Origin of the sequence: Rahnella variigena (genome assembly GCF_003610915.1) — a bacterium.
In the GTDB taxonomy this organism is placed as follows: Bacteria; Pseudomonadota; Gammaproteobacteria; order Enterobacterales; family Enterobacteriaceae; genus Rahnella; species Rahnella variigena.
This window is the reverse complement of the sequence record NZ_NSDJ01000001.1, coordinates 1,659,268-1,675,469: the sequence shown is the minus strand read 5'-3', so window position 1 is coordinate 1,675,469 and position 16,202 is coordinate 1,659,268. Positions and strand designations below refer to the sequence as shown.

Sequence of the window (16,202 nt, the reverse complement as noted above, 5' to 3'; positions counted from 1 at the left end):
CTTATTTAATGATGAGCATTCCGTCTGAGAAACTTGTCTCCCAGACGGAGATCTAAAATCTATTTTTCTTTGTTATCAGCGTAAGAGTAATCATATTGACTATAACCGTAACCGTAGTAGCTACTCGCCTTTTTAAGCACGCCATTGAGAATACAACCTTTTATTTGCACACCCACTTGCTCAAAACGCCTGATACTGACCTCTACTTCTTTAACTGTGTTTGTTCCATAACGAGCAACCAGCAATGATGTGCCAGCGCAACGACCAATAATGGCTGCATCTGTTACGGCTAAAATAGGCGGTGTATCGATAATAACCAAATCATAGTTATCTGAAGCCCAGTCAAGCATTGAACTTAAGCGTTTATGCATCAGTAATTCTGAAGGGTTAGGCGGTAACTTTCCTCTTGGGATGAAATCAATGCCGATCTCCGGTACATGTTTCTCTATTTCATTAATATTTATTTTTCCGGAAAGAATATCCGACAACCCTAGCTCTCCTGTAAATCTGAAAAGTTTATGTGAATACCCTTTTCGCATGTCTGCATCAATAAAAAGTACTTTTTTACCTGACTGGGCAATGACCGCTGCCAGATTACTGGCAATAAATGTTTTACCCGCGTTTTGGGTTGAACCGGAGATCATCAGAATATTATTACTTGCTTCCATCATGGCAAAATGCAAGCTCGTTCGCAGACTACGGATGGCTTCAATGGCTAAGTCTGCTGGGTTTTCTACTGCCAGGAATTTGATTTCAGATTGCCTTTTTCTCCCCCCACTTCTATTTGATCTCTCTGGTTTATTTTTCTTATTTAACCACTCGGAAAGCGGGACACTGGCATAAACGCTGACGCCAACTTCTTCCAGCTGCTCCGGAGATTCAATTCCACGACGCACAAAAACTTTCAGTAAAACGAGTGAAAAAGAAACAAATAGCCCCGCAACAATACCGATCAAAACAACCAGGGTTTTTCTTGGTTTCACCGGTTTAGGTTGTGTTATTGCGTTGTCGATAATACGCACATTACCGATTGCACTGGATTTGGCGATACTGAGTTCTTGCTGACGATTGAGCAACTGCATATAAATAGCCCGGCCAGAGTCAACATCTCGACTCAAACGCTCTACTTCTTGTTGAGTAGCCGGCATTGCCGTCACACGTTTATTTAGGCTATCTCGCTCATGCACCAAGGTCTGACGTTTTTCCAGCAGGGCCTTATACGTCGGATGGCTTTTCGTATAAAGTTGCGAAATCTCGGCCTCGCGAAACGTCAGTTCATTAAGCTGGCTGTCTACATTAACGATTTGCTCAAGTACCGATTTTGCTTCTAGCGATAAATCAACCGAATCCTTCTGACGGCGGTACACATTAAGTTTATCCTCAGCATCGTTCAGTTCGCTTCGTACAAGCGGTAACTGCTGATTCAGAAACTCCAGGCTTTTCGCATCTTGAGCAGCCTGACGGGCAATATTCTGGTTCAGATAGTTTTGGCTAATATCATTAAGGACTGACGCTGCCAGCACCCTGTCATCACTATTGAATGACAGGTTTAGGATCCCCGTATCTTTACCCTGTTCGTCGACAGTAAGCGAATTGATTAAACCGTTGATAGCATCTAATCGCGTTATATAGTTGACCGTGAATTGTGTTCCTGGATCAGCATCCATACTCCGGACGTTCAGGGCAATGCCATCTTGTGCAATTAAGGTCCCCACTTCTCCATCCAGTTTGAAATTATCACCTTCGACCTGGAAACGGTGTTTATCAATAACTGTCAGCGTAATATTCGGTACATCATTACTGGTTTTAGGGATATACAAACGACTGATGCTCAGTTTTCCCGGGATCTCGCCGGTCATCCTTGCCCAGCCTCGCCCAAATACCGGAAAGTAATTCTGAGTTATAACAGCCTGTAAATTAAGATCATCAACGGTTTTGCCTAAGATCATTCTGGATTGCAACAATGCAATCTCAGGTTCAGAAACAGGCTGAGAATCCGGTAACATCTGGCTAATGCTATCAAGGATAGCGTTACCCTTTTTTTGTTCAATCTGTATCATCGCTGTGGCCTGGTAAACAGGTGTGGCGAATAGGGCATAAGTTACCGCCAACAGAGTGATAACCATGGTCAGAATAATAATTAGTTTACGGTGATCGAGAATTTCCCCATAAAGGCGTCCCAAATCGATTTCGTCAGAGTCTGGTGTTGCGGTTATTTTTGAAATAGCTGATGACATGCGATGATTTCCTGAGAGATTAGGCGGTGAGCTTCTGTGCCCAGCGTTGACAGGCCTGATCAATAAGCTGATAAACGGATTCGAAGGCTTCCTGGCTTTTGCGATAGGGATCCGGGATTTCCCGATGTTCTGACCAGTGTCCCAGTAGCATGATTTTGCCTCTGGCCTGTGGAGCCATTTCGCTGATGTGTTCCAGGTGCCTATCTTCCATCACCAAAATAAGGTCGAACTCTCCGGCCATCGAAGTCCGAAACTGCGTGCCTTTATGTCCTTCTAACGACACACCGTGGCGCCCGGAAACAATCACAGCAGTCTCATCAGCCGGGTGATTGACCATGGCCATCAGTCCAGCGGAACGGATCATTTTTTCAGGAAAATATTGCTTCATGATCCGTTCGGCCATTGGCGAACGACATATATTGCCGGTGCACACTACAAGAACTGAAGAGAACATGGTCAGTTCCACTGGTTGATGTAACGTGTGCCTTCAATCATGTCATGCACACCCGCAATGGTCGGGACTATCTGAGATATCACACGATTCCAGCGAACAAGCGGTGCTGTAGTGACATAAACGATATCGTAAGGTTGCAGCTGGAATTCAGTGCTCATCACCATCGAGGAGGCATCTTTTGCATTTAACTGATAGATGTCGGCGATTTTGCTTTTATTGCTGCCTTTAAGCGGTCGAATGACAAATATCCCGGAGGCATCTGCCATGCTTTGTGAGATACCGTCTGAGTTACCCAGCGCTTCGGCCAGCGTCATTCCGCTGCGATCCATTTTCAGCGTGCTCTGTTTTGTGACTTCTCCCATCACAAACACTTTAAGGTCGTCATTACGCGGTACGAACAGAATGTCACCGGGATACAGTAAGCGGTTCTGTGTCAGGTCGCCTTTTTGCATCAGAGCATGCAGGGAAATCTGCGTATTCTGACCTTTATGGTTGAGCACAACGTTACGCCAGTCCGCATCCGGCGCTAATCCCCCTGCCGCATTGATGGCGTCAATGACAGTAAGAGGAATATTAGTGACGGGTTGCTGGCCGGATTTTACGACTTCCCCGGTGGTATAAATTTTTTGCGAACGGAACGCGGCAATACTGACGTCAACTTGCGGGCTTTCAATATAAGCTGCCAGACGGGTACTGATTTCCTGACGAACCTGGGTGACCGTTTTACCGGTGACTTTTAATTTACCAATATAGGGATAGAAAATCGTACCGTCTGAATTCACCCAGTTACCGGTATCACTGGCACTTCGATACTGACCTGCCGGTGTCGTCAGTTCAGGATGGTCCCAGACGGTCACCATCAGTACATCGCCGATACCGATATGATATTCATAATCTTTAAGCTGCTGATCTAACTGCGGATTGGGGCGGGCTATCACTGATTGCGGTCGTAAATTATCGATCAGTGCTGGCGTCAGGGGATAAATATTAACCAGCTTATCAATATCATAATGTCTATCGGGTTGTTCAACGACTTCTTTTCCTGCTGTTTTTAAACTCTGGCCTGGAACAAGGGTGCATCCACTTAATAACCCCAACGCGGTTATCATCAGAGAAATATTCAAAAATCTATTTTTCATTATTTCACATCATCTGTATTTCAGGTTTAATATCTGCCTATCAGAGAGAATCCCTATTCCCAATCTGGCAGTCGCAGTTTCTCATTCCTGTGTGTAGATATTAACAAAAGCATCAAAACACTTTCATTCCGGAGCGATTCAAACCCTTTTATACAGTCTGAATAACCAGGACTACGAAAGTATTAAAACTTATTTTTCATGCAAATTAAGGTGACGGATTTATTTCTTATAAAGGCATCTGGTGCAGAATAATTTATTAAAAAATCATCACGGGATCGTAGTTATCAGTCTAATAAGCCCCCTCTCTTCTGAGCACAACACTCACGGTTTTAAATAAAATGGCGATGTCATTCCACATTGACCAGTTTTTGACATACCAGGCATCAAGATAAACACGGGTTGAGTAATCGACTTCACTGCGTCCGCTCACCTGCCAAAGCCCGGTCATTCCCGGTTTGCTGAGCAGGTAATAATCAACTTCATCGCAATAACGATCCAGTTCAGCAGTAATAACAGGACGCGGTCCTACCAGACTCATTTCACCTTTTAAAACGTTAAAGAGTTGCGGCAACTCATCAAGACTGGTCCGGCGCAGAAAATGGCCGATAGCCGTTATGCGTGGATCGTATTTTAGTTTGAACGTCAGATCCCATTCCTGTCGCGCTTCAGCATTATTTTCCAGCAATTCTTCCAGCACTTCCTTCGAGTTAATTATCATCGAGCGGAATTTCAGACATTTAAAGGGTTTACCATTTTGACCAATGCGTTCATGACCATAAATTGCGGGCCCGCCATCTTTTCTCACTTTACGGCTGATGTAGAGCAGCAGCGGCGACAACAGCATGATGATCGCCAGTGAACCGACGATATCAAATAAGCGTTTTGCCAACCGCGAGGAGCATTTCGCCAGGTTCTGATGCACGCGGAAAATCATCACTTCCTTGCTGAATATAAATGACATGTCGGTGTTATCCAGCGGCATACCGCGAAGCGTGGGAATGACAGAAACGGACCGGTATCCATTAATCATAAATACCCGCAGCCATGCATTTCGGATGTCGCTCTGATGCGATTCTACGGCCACGATAAACTGCGTCTTTTTATCGACATTAGTGCGTACCCAGTTTTCGTCCGAAGGCATAACCGGCACGCCTTCTATCGCATCTCCGGGCTGGTCGCTGGGTTCACTGGAAATAAATTTAAGAACCCGCAGTCCGAGGTTTCGGTCACTTTTAATGGCGTTATACCCCTCACGCGCATTATTGCCGCTGCCAATAATGATTGCATCTCGTTCCCAAAGCCCGAGTGAATCCAGCACACGCTTGGTCATCATTCGCGCGAATGGCACCAGAATAAGTACAAGAGTCCAGGTCAGTACCCAGAGATAACGGGAGAAATACCATTTAGCAAAGGCGATCACTGCGATTTCGATAAGCGCAAAAATAAGCAGAGTGCGCAGGATTTCTTTCAATTCAAACCAGAATGTTTTTCGATAGTAATAATGTCTTAGTCGCAGGTGAAACCACGCCACACAGCAAATGGCTAATAAGCTGTGCAACGCAATCCAGCCGGAAGTCTGTGCCGCGGGGATCCGTTGCTCAAAATCCGTCATGACCTGACTGAGTATCCCTTTAGCCAGATACAGAGAAAGGGTGAAGCTAAGAAAATCGGATAACGCGAGTAATAAATTTGACCAAAGGTTCCTGGTGAGAAATGTCATATGCACCTCACAACAATTAACGATAATAATCCTCCCTCACGCCTTTGCCTGAAGGAATTTTATGCTGATGAATAATAATGCGATAGCTGCGTGAGTCAGACATCAAATGTTATAGTCATAAATAAAACGCATAACATTTCCTGATGCAGAGAAAAATCTCATGCTCTAGAAAGTCTATTGCAAAATTTATAGTTAAGTTTTATACATTCTTAATACGCACATGATAACTCATTGTTTTTTGGCCATGCTACCGCCCCTGGTTTACGGCCACCAATTTGCCAAAACATAACCAAGATAATTTTTAACGCAGTTAATCCTCACCAAAATATTCAGGGTGATTTATGCGGGTAGATCTACATTAAAGTTGCAACGGGCAAATAACGTTTTATTCACCTATGCATCACTTAATATTCTCTTTATCAAAAAAAAATGAGTAAACTCTTCCTGTCCATAGGCAAACCACAACGCCCCGTACATGCTCCGGCTATTACTGCCACTCAGAAACTCAATGTACTGTGGACTTCCGGCGCCATAGATGATGACGCCATGACAATTATGGCCTGAGGGGATCTGGTTTTTTCTTAGTGAAAGGGTTCCCTGGTGTTGCCAAAAAGGTCTTACTCATTTTTATATATTCAAATATTTACTTATTACCTAAGACAAACTGGACTTTCCTGTGCCGAAATTGTCCAGCCCTGACGGACAGCATCGTAAAAAATCTGACCATAGCATCACTTTTAACTGCCAATTCTGTTTCCCACAGCGTGTTTATGCAAAAAAAACAAAGCTGAACTGCTGTTGGCGTCAACGCCTATTTTTCTCAAGGAATTGCACTTATGTACACTTACGGTCTTGACACTCAGTTTCAGAATATTTGAGATGCTTGTCACCGACAGACCAGACATCATCATCACTAAAACCTTCTCTTCCATCCTGGTAATATTGTAATTAAAAGCCTGCTTGTTAAGCGTCGTGCCCTGAAGCTGGATAAACTGTTCTACTGAAGTCACGACGACAGGCAATTCGTTTTTTTTCTTAAGAAACTTAAATTCTTTCTTAAGCAAAAGTTCAAGCATCAACATATCGACCGCAGAGGACATAATGAGGATCCTTTCCGGGTCCAATACGCTCATATTTTCTCGCAAAAACTCATAACATCTGTGGAACCCGCCGCCTGATGGATCAATGATCAGATAATCTTTTGCATACAAGTTCACCTCATCGCCGTGGTCATAAGAAATGACTTCATTAACGTAAGGTAACTTCCTGGAGATTATTTCTTTCAACGCCAATTTTGTATACTGGCACTCACTCCAAATTATTACCCGAGGCATTGAGCCGCCTAATTGTGAGGTTTTAAAAACGCTTAAATCCTGCCCCGTGAAACCGGGGAAGAATAAAGCACTCTCAGAGAGATATAAGGAAAACGAATATTTAAATTCGTTCTATATCCTATTTAAATCTTTTCAGTAGCCGTATGTAGAGTAATACGCAGCGGAAACTCTTCAAATCGTTTTTCTCGCTCATAATTGCAGGCAACAATAGGTTTAACCGATCGATTTACACGATCTTATCGTTAAACCCATCAATTTTTACTAGGCAGATTCCTAATGAATCCCGAAAAACACCAAGAAAATGTGAGTATCGCAACGATTTTTGATATATTTCGACTAGAAACTAAGAATAGTCTCATTAATAATCCCTCCCATAGAGTGTGTTTCATTCGCAGAATAATTAACCTGAAAGTTTACGTTAAAACAGAATATTTCACTTTTTTAAGGGTGATTTAAGTTTCATTTATTTACCGATAATAAACACGAAAACATAAGAATTGAGTGATTTTCTGAAAATCTTATTAGGTGAAACTGATCTATTGGTTTTTTATATACATTTATGCTTGTAAATTAACATTTGCAATTCACCAGGGCATACCTCAGAGTATTCTTACCTGATGTGAAAATAGTCTTATTGCTTTAATTTGAAACAAACATCGCCCCTGATTTGTTTTTTAGCTAATAATATGACCAAGAGTATTCTTAATTAAACCCCCTCTTTAAGTAACATTTCCGTATCAAAAGAGAGGAATTCCACTTGACGTTCTTCATCTATCGGACAGGATGCGAAAATATGTAAATTATGTTTTCTAAAAGGGAATATATTTGGAAAAAAAATGCCTTAAACTGAGCGAAAAAAAACCAGCCTTTAGGCTGGTTTCCGGTTTAGCAGCGGACATCTGATGATAATGCGGTTTGTTAACTCGCCTTCCGCCAGCTACGGGTCAGTACTTTTTCTATCTCGACAATCACGAACAGCGCGATACCGATCAACAGGCCGATGATCCAGTAGAAGAACGGCAGCGGTCGTGTGCCGAACAGCGTATTCATCAGCGGGACGTAGATAATGATCGCCTGCAGCGCGAACAGCACCACGGTGACAATCCAGATCCCTTTGTTTTGCAGCAGACCGCGGTTGAGTGAGAAGTTATCCGAATCGCGACAGTTAATCATGTACACCCACTGCGCGGTCACCAGTGTCTGCAACAGCACTGTACGGATGAATTCAGGTTCATAACCGCGCGGTTGCAACCAGGCTTCCAGCATGAAGGCGCTGATTGAAATCAGTAGCCCGACAAACGCCACACGCCAGATGGCGTATTTATCCATGACGTGTGCGCTGACATTGCGCGGCGGACGGCGCATCACACGGCTTTCGGCTTTCTCAAACGCCAGGCCGAAGGAGAGCGTGGCGGACGTTGCCATGTTCATCCACAAAATTTGCACCGGCGTCAACGGAAGCAGATTCCCCATCAGAATAGCGATGATAATCAGCAACCCCTGTGCCAGGTTGGTCGGCATAATAAAGAGGATGGTTTTCTTCAGGTTATCGTAAACGCGCCGCCCTTCCCTGACCGCATTGGCGATAGTGGCAAAGTTGTCATCCACCAGGATCATATCAGCAGATTCTTTGGTCACCTCGGTGCCTTTAATGCCCATGGCAATCCCGACGTTGGCCTGTTTCAGCGCAGGCGCATCGTTCACGCCGTCGCCGGTCATCCCTACAATTTCACCGGTCTCCTGCAACGCTTTTACCAGACGCAGTTTATGCTCCGGGCTGGTACGGGCAAAAATATCGAACTGAACGGCCGCCTTTCTCAGCTGCGCGTCATCCATATGTTCCAGCTCATAACCGGTGATGGAATTCTCGCTGTTACCGATGCCGAGCATTTTCCCGATCGCCATCGCCGTTTCCTGATGGTCGCCGGTGATCATCTTGACGCGTATCCCCGCCTGCTGACATTCGCCAATCGCCACAATCGCTTCCGGACGCGGCGGATCCATCATGCCCGCAATGCCGATCAGCACCATACCGTGACTGAGTTCAGGATGATCGAGTGCCGCAACCGGTTGATCAACCGGCTTCCAGGCCGCGGCCACCATGCGCAGCCCTTCGCTGGCATATTGCGTAATTGCCGATTCCCAGTAGGCATGATCCAGCGGCACCGCACCTGCCGGTGTTTGCTGGAACTGGCAGAGTTTGAGCAGCACATCTGGCGCGCCGGTGAGCATTATCTGCGACTCACCGTTTTTCTCGCCCGCCACCGCCATATATTTGTAAAGCGAATCAAACGGAATTTTACTGCTGAGATTAAACGCCAGCTCCGGCAAATGCGCTTTGGCCGCCAGCACTTTCAGCGCCCCTTCGGTCGGGCCACCGGTAATCCCCCAGTGTCCATGAGCATCCTGTTTAAGCGTACTGTCGTTACAGATATCGACTGTACGCAGGAACTGAGTCAGCAGAGGCGAAGAATCCGCAGGCAGCGGCGACGCCGAACCGGCAATCGTAAAGCTGCCCATAGGTTCGTAACTGTTGCCTTCCACCGTCCAGATGTTATCCGCCAGGATCACTGCTTTGACGGTCATTTCGTTCATGGTCAGCGTGCCGGTTTTATCCGAACAAATCACTGACATCGCGCCCAGCGTTTCCACTGTTGGCAGCTTGCGGATAATGGCTTTGGAGCGCGCCATCGCCTGCACGCCGAGCGAAAGAATGATCGAGATGATCGCCGGTAAGCCTTCAGGTACCGCCGCGACTGCCAGACTTATCACCGACAGCAGCAGTTCGCCAAACGGGATATCGCGCAGCAGATAACCGAAAATCAGCAGCGCCACCATCATGAACAGAATGATGACGAAAATGGATTTACCCAGTTTGTCTATCTGCACCAGCAGCGGCGTTTTATTGTCTTCAATGGAGGACAACATTTCATTGATATGGCCAAGCTCGGTCTGGCCGCCGGTGGCAAATACCACGCCGCTGGCGGTACCGGAACTGACCGTAGTGCCTGAAAACGCCAGGTTTTTGCGGTCACCAATCGACTTCTCACCTTCCAGCGAATCGGTTTTTTTCGATACCACCGTGGATTCGCCGGTCAGAATGGCTTCTTCCACCCGCAGGTTATGGACATCTATCAGACGTAAATCGGCAGGAATTTTGTCACCGGGACGCAGCAGTACAATGTCGCCCGGCACAATTTCATCGGTTGCCACGGTGACCTGTTGTCCGCTGCGTAATACCAGCGCCTCACTGGAAAGCATATTCTGAATACTTTTCAATGATTTCTCGGCATTATTTTCCTGAATAAAACCTATTAAGGCGTTGATCACCGCCACGCCTAATATCACCAGTGTGTCTACCCAATGACCCATTATTGCGGTGACGACGGCAGCGGCGAGTAAGATATAAATCAGGATATCTTTAAAGTGAGAGATAAACTTTATAAATAAAGACTTACCTTCTTTTTGCGGAAGAACATTCGGTCCGTAATGTTTTAGTTTATTTTGTGCTTCTTCGGGGGAAAGCCCGGCTGGTCCTGACTGCAACCCCGCCAGACTTTCTTCTACAGTTTGCTGATACCACAGTTTTTCTGTGGTCGTTTTATTCACAGCAAGTGGCGCTGGATTATTCATAATGCCTGACTCCTTGACCCCTGAAATGGTTCATGAATGAAGCGGGTAATGAATGAATTGTCGTGATGTTTTCTGGCAAGATGCGTAAAGCTGTATAAACTATAATATACCGACTTAAATAGTGTTAATTCCTTGCTTTAAAAAAACAATTAAATAAACAAAAACAATAAGTAGCCTAATAGTCTCACTAAAAATACGTCATAGCAGAAAATAGCGGAGCCTGTGTATTAAAGGCCTTCACTATTCTGCCGGGAATAAATTTTTCGCATGTGGTTTGCATGAGGGGAAGTATTTTGAATATCCGCTTTTCTCCCGCTCTGATCCTCCTTTTACTTTTAAGCGCCTGTGATCAGAAAACCACAGACGTCCCTGTTCCGCCACGTCAGGTTAAAATCGCTACTGCTGAAGCGGCCAGTCCGCTGAGTACCCGCGTGTTTCCGGCACGCATTCTGGCTGGCGATAATACTGATATCGCGTTTAAGCGCGCAGGCCAGTTGCAGACGCTGGAAGTGCGGGAAGGCGAGGCGGTGAAACAAGGGCAAATCCTCGCCCGGCTGACTAACAATGATGCCCGTCAGCGTCTGAACGATCGCCAGAGCGCGGCCACGCTGGCGCAGCGTCAGTTCGAACGTTATCAGACGCTGGCACGGCGCAACGTGGTGTCGCAGGCGGAACTCGAAGTGCACAAAGCCAGCCGGGATTCGGCCAGAGCCGCGCTGAAAATCGCGCAGGAAGAACTGAATGATTTGAACCTGACCGCACCGTTCAGCGGGGTGATCGCCCGGCTTTCTGTGCGAAATCATCAGGTCGTCGCTGCCGGTCAGCCAGTCGCGACGATCAGCCGCTCAGATCTGTTAGACGTGATTTTCAGCGTCCCGGAAAACCTGTTTACCAGCCTCGATATGCGTAATGCCAGTTACCAGCCACGGGTGCGCATTAACAACCTTCCTGACCGCGAATTCACCGCCACTTATAAAGAACACACCGCCAGCAGCGAAGCCAATTCGCTCACCTGGCAGGTGACGCTGATCATGCCACGCCCGGAAAACTTCCCGGCCGTCGCCGGTTTAAGTGGCACCGTGACGATCAATCCGGCCAATCTCGCGACGGCAACGCCCGTGGATACGCTGGTGGTGCCGGTCGAAGCGGTATTTAACCCGGACAGCAGCCAGCGCAATGAGGCACACGTCTGGGTGATTGCCGGTGAAGGCGACACATTACATGTCGAAGACCGCAAAGTGACCGTCGGCGAACTGACCTCTCAGGGCATCGAAATCAAATCCGGCCTGCAAAAAGGAGACAGAGTGGTCGCGGCGGGCGTCAGCGAATTACACGCTCAGCAACCGGTTCGAATCTGGGTCAGGGAACGGGGTCTGTGATGAGCATCAACGACAGCTTTATTAATAATCCGACGCGCGTCTGGCTGGTGATCCTGCTGCTCGGCGTGGGCGGACTGATTGCCTTGTTCAATATCGGACGGCTGGAAGATCCGGCTTTCACCATCAAAACTGCCGTGGTTTCCGTGCAGTATCCCGGCGCATCTTCCCAGCAGGTTGAGGAAGAAGTCACGTTGCCGCTGGAAAATGCCCTGCAACGCCTGCCTTATGTCGATAACATTTCTTCGATTTCCGCCGTCGGCTTATCGCAAATCACCGTCAATATCGATTCCCGCTATCACTCCTCCGAACTGCCGCAAATCTGGGATGAACTGCGCCGACGCGTCAATGACGCCACGCTGCAATTTCCGCCCGGTGTCAGCCCGCCGTTTGTGAACGATGATTTCGGCGATGTATACGGCTATTTTTTCTCAATTTATGGCGATAACTTCACTAATCCCGAACTGCGCAAATACGCTGAACAGTTGCGCAGGGAACTGGTGCTGGTACCCGGCGTCGGTAAGGTTGCCATCGGCGGTGTCCTGCCTGAACAGGTCTATATCGAGATTTCCCGCGCCAAAATGGCGGCATACGGCGTGACGTTGCCGCGTCTCGCCGATGTGCTGAACCGGCAGAATCTGGTGTCCGACGCGGGCAGCATGACCGTCGGCAGCGAGTCGATCCGCCTGCATCCGACCGGTGGTTTTCAGAATATTGATGAACTGAATAATGTGCTGATCAGCCCCGCCGGAACCACGCACAGCATTTACCTGCGTGATATCGCCACGGTGTCGCAGGGCGTAAGCGATCATCCGGGCAATATTTACCACGCCAATGGCCGTGATGCGCTGACCATCGGTGTCTCGTATATTCCCGGCGTGAATGTCATGAATATCGGTCATGCGATTGAAGCCCGCATGCAGCAGCTGTCCGCCGATAAACCGGCCGGGATCCAGCTGAAAGTATTTTATGATCAGGCCTCTGAAGTGAAGAAATCCGTCGACGGATTCATCATTAACTTCCTGATGGCGCTGGCGATTGTGGTCGGCGTACTGCTGATTTTTATGGGGCTGCGCAGCGGGATTATCATTGCCGTGTCGCTGGCGCTGAACGTGCTCGGCACACTGCTTATCATGTATTTATTCGGCATCGAGCTGCAGCGTATTTCGCTCGGGGCGCTGATTATCGCGCTCAGTATGCTGGTGGATAATGCGATTGTGGTGGTGGAAGGCGTGCTGATTGCCCGCCAGCAAGGCAATCCGCTGATGAATGCCATTTCGCACATCATTAAACGTTCTGCCCTCCCTTTACTGGGCGCCACCGTGATTGCCATTCTGGCGTTTGCACCCATCGGCCTCTCGCAGGATTCGACCGGGGAATACTGTAAATCGCTGTTCCAGGTATTACTGATATCGCTGATGCTCAGTTGGGTGACCGCGCTGACACTGACGCCGGTGCTGGTGAAATGGGCATTCGCCAACATGAAAGTGGCAGAGAAAAAAACGGATGAGCAGGCCGATGATCCCTACGGCGGCTGGATATTTCGCGTTTACCGGCGCGTGCTGTCGGCGCTGCTGGTACGCCAGACTCTCACGCTGGTTGTTCTCGCCGCGCTGCTGGCGGCATCAGTCTGGGGATTCGGCTTTGTGCGCCAGAACTTTTTCCCGTCGTCTAATACGCCGATTTTCTTCGTCGATTTGTGGATGCCTTATGGCACCGATATCAACCACACCGCGCGTATTGCGGGAGAAATCGAAAAAGAGATCAATCATCAGGAAGGCGTGGAAAACACCGTGACCACCGTCGGTCAGGGCGGGATGCGCTTTATTCTCACCTACAACGGTGAACGCCAGTACTCCAACTATGCGCAGATTATGGTGCGTATGGACGATCAGCGGAAAATCGCCGCACTGACCCGCCGCACCGAACAGAACATTCGTGATCATTATCCCGAGGTCAATGCCAGCCTGAAACGCATCATGTTTGGCCCGTCCGGCGGCAGCGCGATTGAAGTGCGCATCAAAGGATCCGATCCCGATACGCTTCGCCAGATTGCCAGTCAGGTCGATAAAATTATTCTCGAGGACGGCGCAGCAGACGGCGTGCGTAATGACTGGCAGGATCGCAGCAAAAGGGTGCGTCCGGTGTTCTCACCTTATCTTGGGCGCGAACTGGGCGTTGACCGGGGTGACGTCGACAGTGCGCTACAGATGAATTTCAGCGGCAGCACCGTCGGCATATTCCGTGACGGTTCAACGTTAATGCCGGTTCTATTGCGTCCCCCGTCAGCGGAACGGCTGGATGTCGATCACATGGCCAATATCATGGTCTGGAGCCAGACGCGCCAGCAGTTTATTCCGCTGAGTAACGTGGTCAGTGATTTCAGGGTCGAATGGGAAGACCCGCTGATCATGCGGCGTGACCGCTCGCGGGTACTCACCGTGCAGACCGATCCGGATCCGGCCAGCGGCGAGACTTCCGGCGATATGCTGGCGCGTATCCGGCCACAGGTTGAGGCACTGACCTTGCCGCACGGCTACAGCATAGAATGGGGCGGCGATGCGGAAAACTCCGCTGAAGCGCAACAGGGATTATTCACCACGCTGCCGATTGGTTTCCTGATGATGTTTATCATCACCGTGCTGATGTTCAGTTCGGTGAAAAACGCCATCGCCATCTGGCTGACGGTGCCACTGGCGCTGATCGGCGTGACGTTTGGCTTCCTGCTCACCGGCATTCCGTTTGGATTTATGGCGCTGATCGGCCTGCTCAGCCTGAGCGGCATGCTGATCCGCAACGGCATCGTACTGGTCGAGGAAATCGGCCAGCAGAAAAAAGAGAAGAGTCAGACCGAGGCGATCATCTACGCCGCCACCTCGCGTCTGCGCCCTATCCTGCTGACCGCTTTCACCACTGTGCTCGGCCTCGCCCCGTTATTGCTGGATGTCTTTTTCCAGAGCATGGCGGTTGTTATTATGTTCGGGCTGGGATTTGCCACCGTGCTGACGCTGCTCGCGCTGCCGGTGATTTACAACTGTTTCCATCGTGAAGGACAACGACGTACACAATGAACACCACGGGACTGAATATTATTAAAACGCTCGGCTGCCTGACCGCCGTGACTTTTTTCACCGTTTATAACACTTACGACAATTACAATTATAACTACGACAGCATTCTGGCTTTTCTGACCTTTATTTCGACCATCGCCACGCCGCTGTTTTTTGTGGTTACCGGTTATATGGATGCCGGTTCGCAGCACACAACAGAATGGCAGATGAAGAAAATTCGCAGCATATTAACCCTCTTCATCTTCTGGTTTTCGATTTATTATTTATGGGGGCCTTACCAGAAAGGCTATCTTATCCAGCCGTGGTTTATCTTTTCGCTGGTCATTATTTACACTTTTCACCCGGTAGTGGAATGGCTGGCCAAAAGACGGGTCATCCTCGCCGCGCTGATTGCCGGTCTGCTGATTTTTTCGTTTGCGTATGATCTGCTGGCCATCTATTACACGGAACACAAAGCTTTTTCGACGCCCGCACAGTTCCGCATCTGGACCTGGGTGCTTTATTATCTGACCGGGCAGTTGTTGTATGATCCGGTGATTTCCGCACTGTACGGTCGCCCGCGGGTGGCAAAAATTGCTGCCATCGCCATTCCGTTTGTGTATATTTTCACCTGGTTTTATGAAAAGCATTTCTTCTTTTCGCTCTTCAATATGGAGCGCAACAGCTTTATTCTGACCGGATCGCAGGTCTATATTCTGGTGGTGTTGATTATTATCGCGGCCAATGGCGTCAAGCAAGACGCCACACGGTTGCCGGTCAGTGAAATGGTCAGTTCGCTGGGGAAAACCATGACCGGCGTTTATATTCTCCACTACACCTTTTTCAATTTATTAATCCAGTGGATCCCGATCAATTCCCTGACCGCAAAACTGTTGGTCATCCTGCTGACGTTCCTGCTTTCAGTGCTGTCTTCAATGTTGCTGCTAAAGAACAGTGTGACGAAGAAACTGATTACGTTTTGAGAGGGCGGTCTGAGGCAGGGATCAAATATGATCCCTGCAAATGGGGGGAACCTAATTAAGGAAATTAATTATCACGTTTGTCTCTGCCAATGAGTTTATCAATCGCCTTAGACAGAAAATAGAGGAACACGAGCCACACTCCGATGCTGACAAACTTTATCGGCCAGGGTTCGACAAGCATAATGCAAAGTATTGGGCCAATAACGATCAGTGGGCCAATAAGTGCTTCAAAAGCATGATGAATAGTGAAGGTGATAATCTTAGAGGTAATATTAA

Annotated in this window: 9 protein-coding genes; 3 read left to right on the top strand and 6 right to left on the bottom strand. The window is 48.1% G+C overall.

From position 1 onward, the window contains the following. Positions 1 to 59: 59 nt before the first annotated feature. The 6 genes from CKQ54_RS07655 to CKQ54_RS07625 form a co-directional block, all read right to left on the bottom strand. Positions 60 to 2,237 (bottom strand): polysaccharide biosynthesis tyrosine autokinase, encoded by a 2,178-nt coding sequence (locus tag CKQ54_RS07655; protein WP_120161050.1) that lies wholly within the window; start codon positions 2,235 to 2,237, stop codon positions 60 to 62. A gap of 19 nt (positions 2,238 to 2,256) precedes the next feature. Further along, entirely contained in the window at positions 2,257 to 2,691 is a 435-nt protein-coding gene (locus tag CKQ54_RS07650; protein ID WP_120161052.1) for an arsenate reductase/protein-tyrosine-phosphatase family protein, read from the bottom strand. Between the two features lie 2 nt (positions 2,692 to 2,693). Beyond that, the gene (locus CKQ54_RS07645) at positions 2,694 to 3,830 is read right to left on the bottom strand and encodes a polysaccharide export protein (protein ID WP_120161053.1); all 1,137 of its coding nucleotides are present in this window, start codon (positions 3,828 to 3,830) and stop codon (positions 2,694 to 2,696) included. A 289-nt stretch (positions 3,831 to 4,119) separates the two neighbouring features. Further along, the gene (gene wbaP, locus CKQ54_RS07640; RefSeq protein ID WP_120161055.1) at positions 4,120 to 5,550 is read right to left on the bottom strand and encodes an undecaprenyl-phosphate galactose phosphotransferase WbaP; all 1,431 of its coding nucleotides are present in this window, start codon (positions 5,548 to 5,550) and stop codon (positions 4,120 to 4,122) included. Between the two features lie 737 nt (positions 5,551 to 6,287). Further along, positions 6,288 to 6,842, bottom strand: coding sequence for a helix-turn-helix transcriptional regulator (locus CKQ54_RS07630; protein WP_244220186.1), 555 nt, complete (start codon positions 6,840 to 6,842; stop codon positions 6,288 to 6,290). A gap of 960 nt (positions 6,843 to 7,802) precedes the next feature. Beyond that, entirely contained in the window at positions 7,803 to 10,517 is a 2,715-nt protein-coding gene (locus CKQ54_RS07625; RefSeq protein ID WP_120161059.1) for a cation-transporting P-type ATPase, read from the bottom strand. A gap of 293 nt (positions 10,518 to 10,810) precedes the next feature. On the opposite strand from CKQ54_RS07625, the gene CKQ54_RS07620 reads away from it, so the two are divergent. The 3 genes from CKQ54_RS07620 to CKQ54_RS07610 are packed head-to-tail and all read left to right on the top strand — an operon-like array spanning position 10,811 to position 15,926. Continuing rightward, positions 10,811 to 11,896 (top strand): efflux RND transporter periplasmic adaptor subunit, encoded by a 1,086-nt coding sequence (locus CKQ54_RS07620; protein ID WP_120161061.1) that lies wholly within the window; start codon positions 10,811 to 10,813, stop codon positions 11,894 to 11,896. Then, positions 11,896 to 14,964 (top strand): efflux RND transporter permease subunit, encoded by a 3,069-nt coding sequence (locus CKQ54_RS07615; RefSeq protein ID WP_120161062.1) that lies wholly within the window; start codon positions 11,896 to 11,898, stop codon positions 14,962 to 14,964. Before CKQ54_RS07620 ends, CKQ54_RS07615 begins: the two co-directional genes overlap by 1 nt. Beyond that, positions 14,961 to 15,926, top strand: a complete 966-nt coding sequence (locus CKQ54_RS07610; protein ID WP_113878144.1) for an acyltransferase — start codon at positions 14,961 to 14,963, stop codon at positions 15,924 to 15,926. Before CKQ54_RS07615 ends, CKQ54_RS07610 begins: the two co-directional genes overlap by 4 nt. The last annotated feature ends 276 nt before the right edge of the window (positions 15,927 to 16,202 follow it).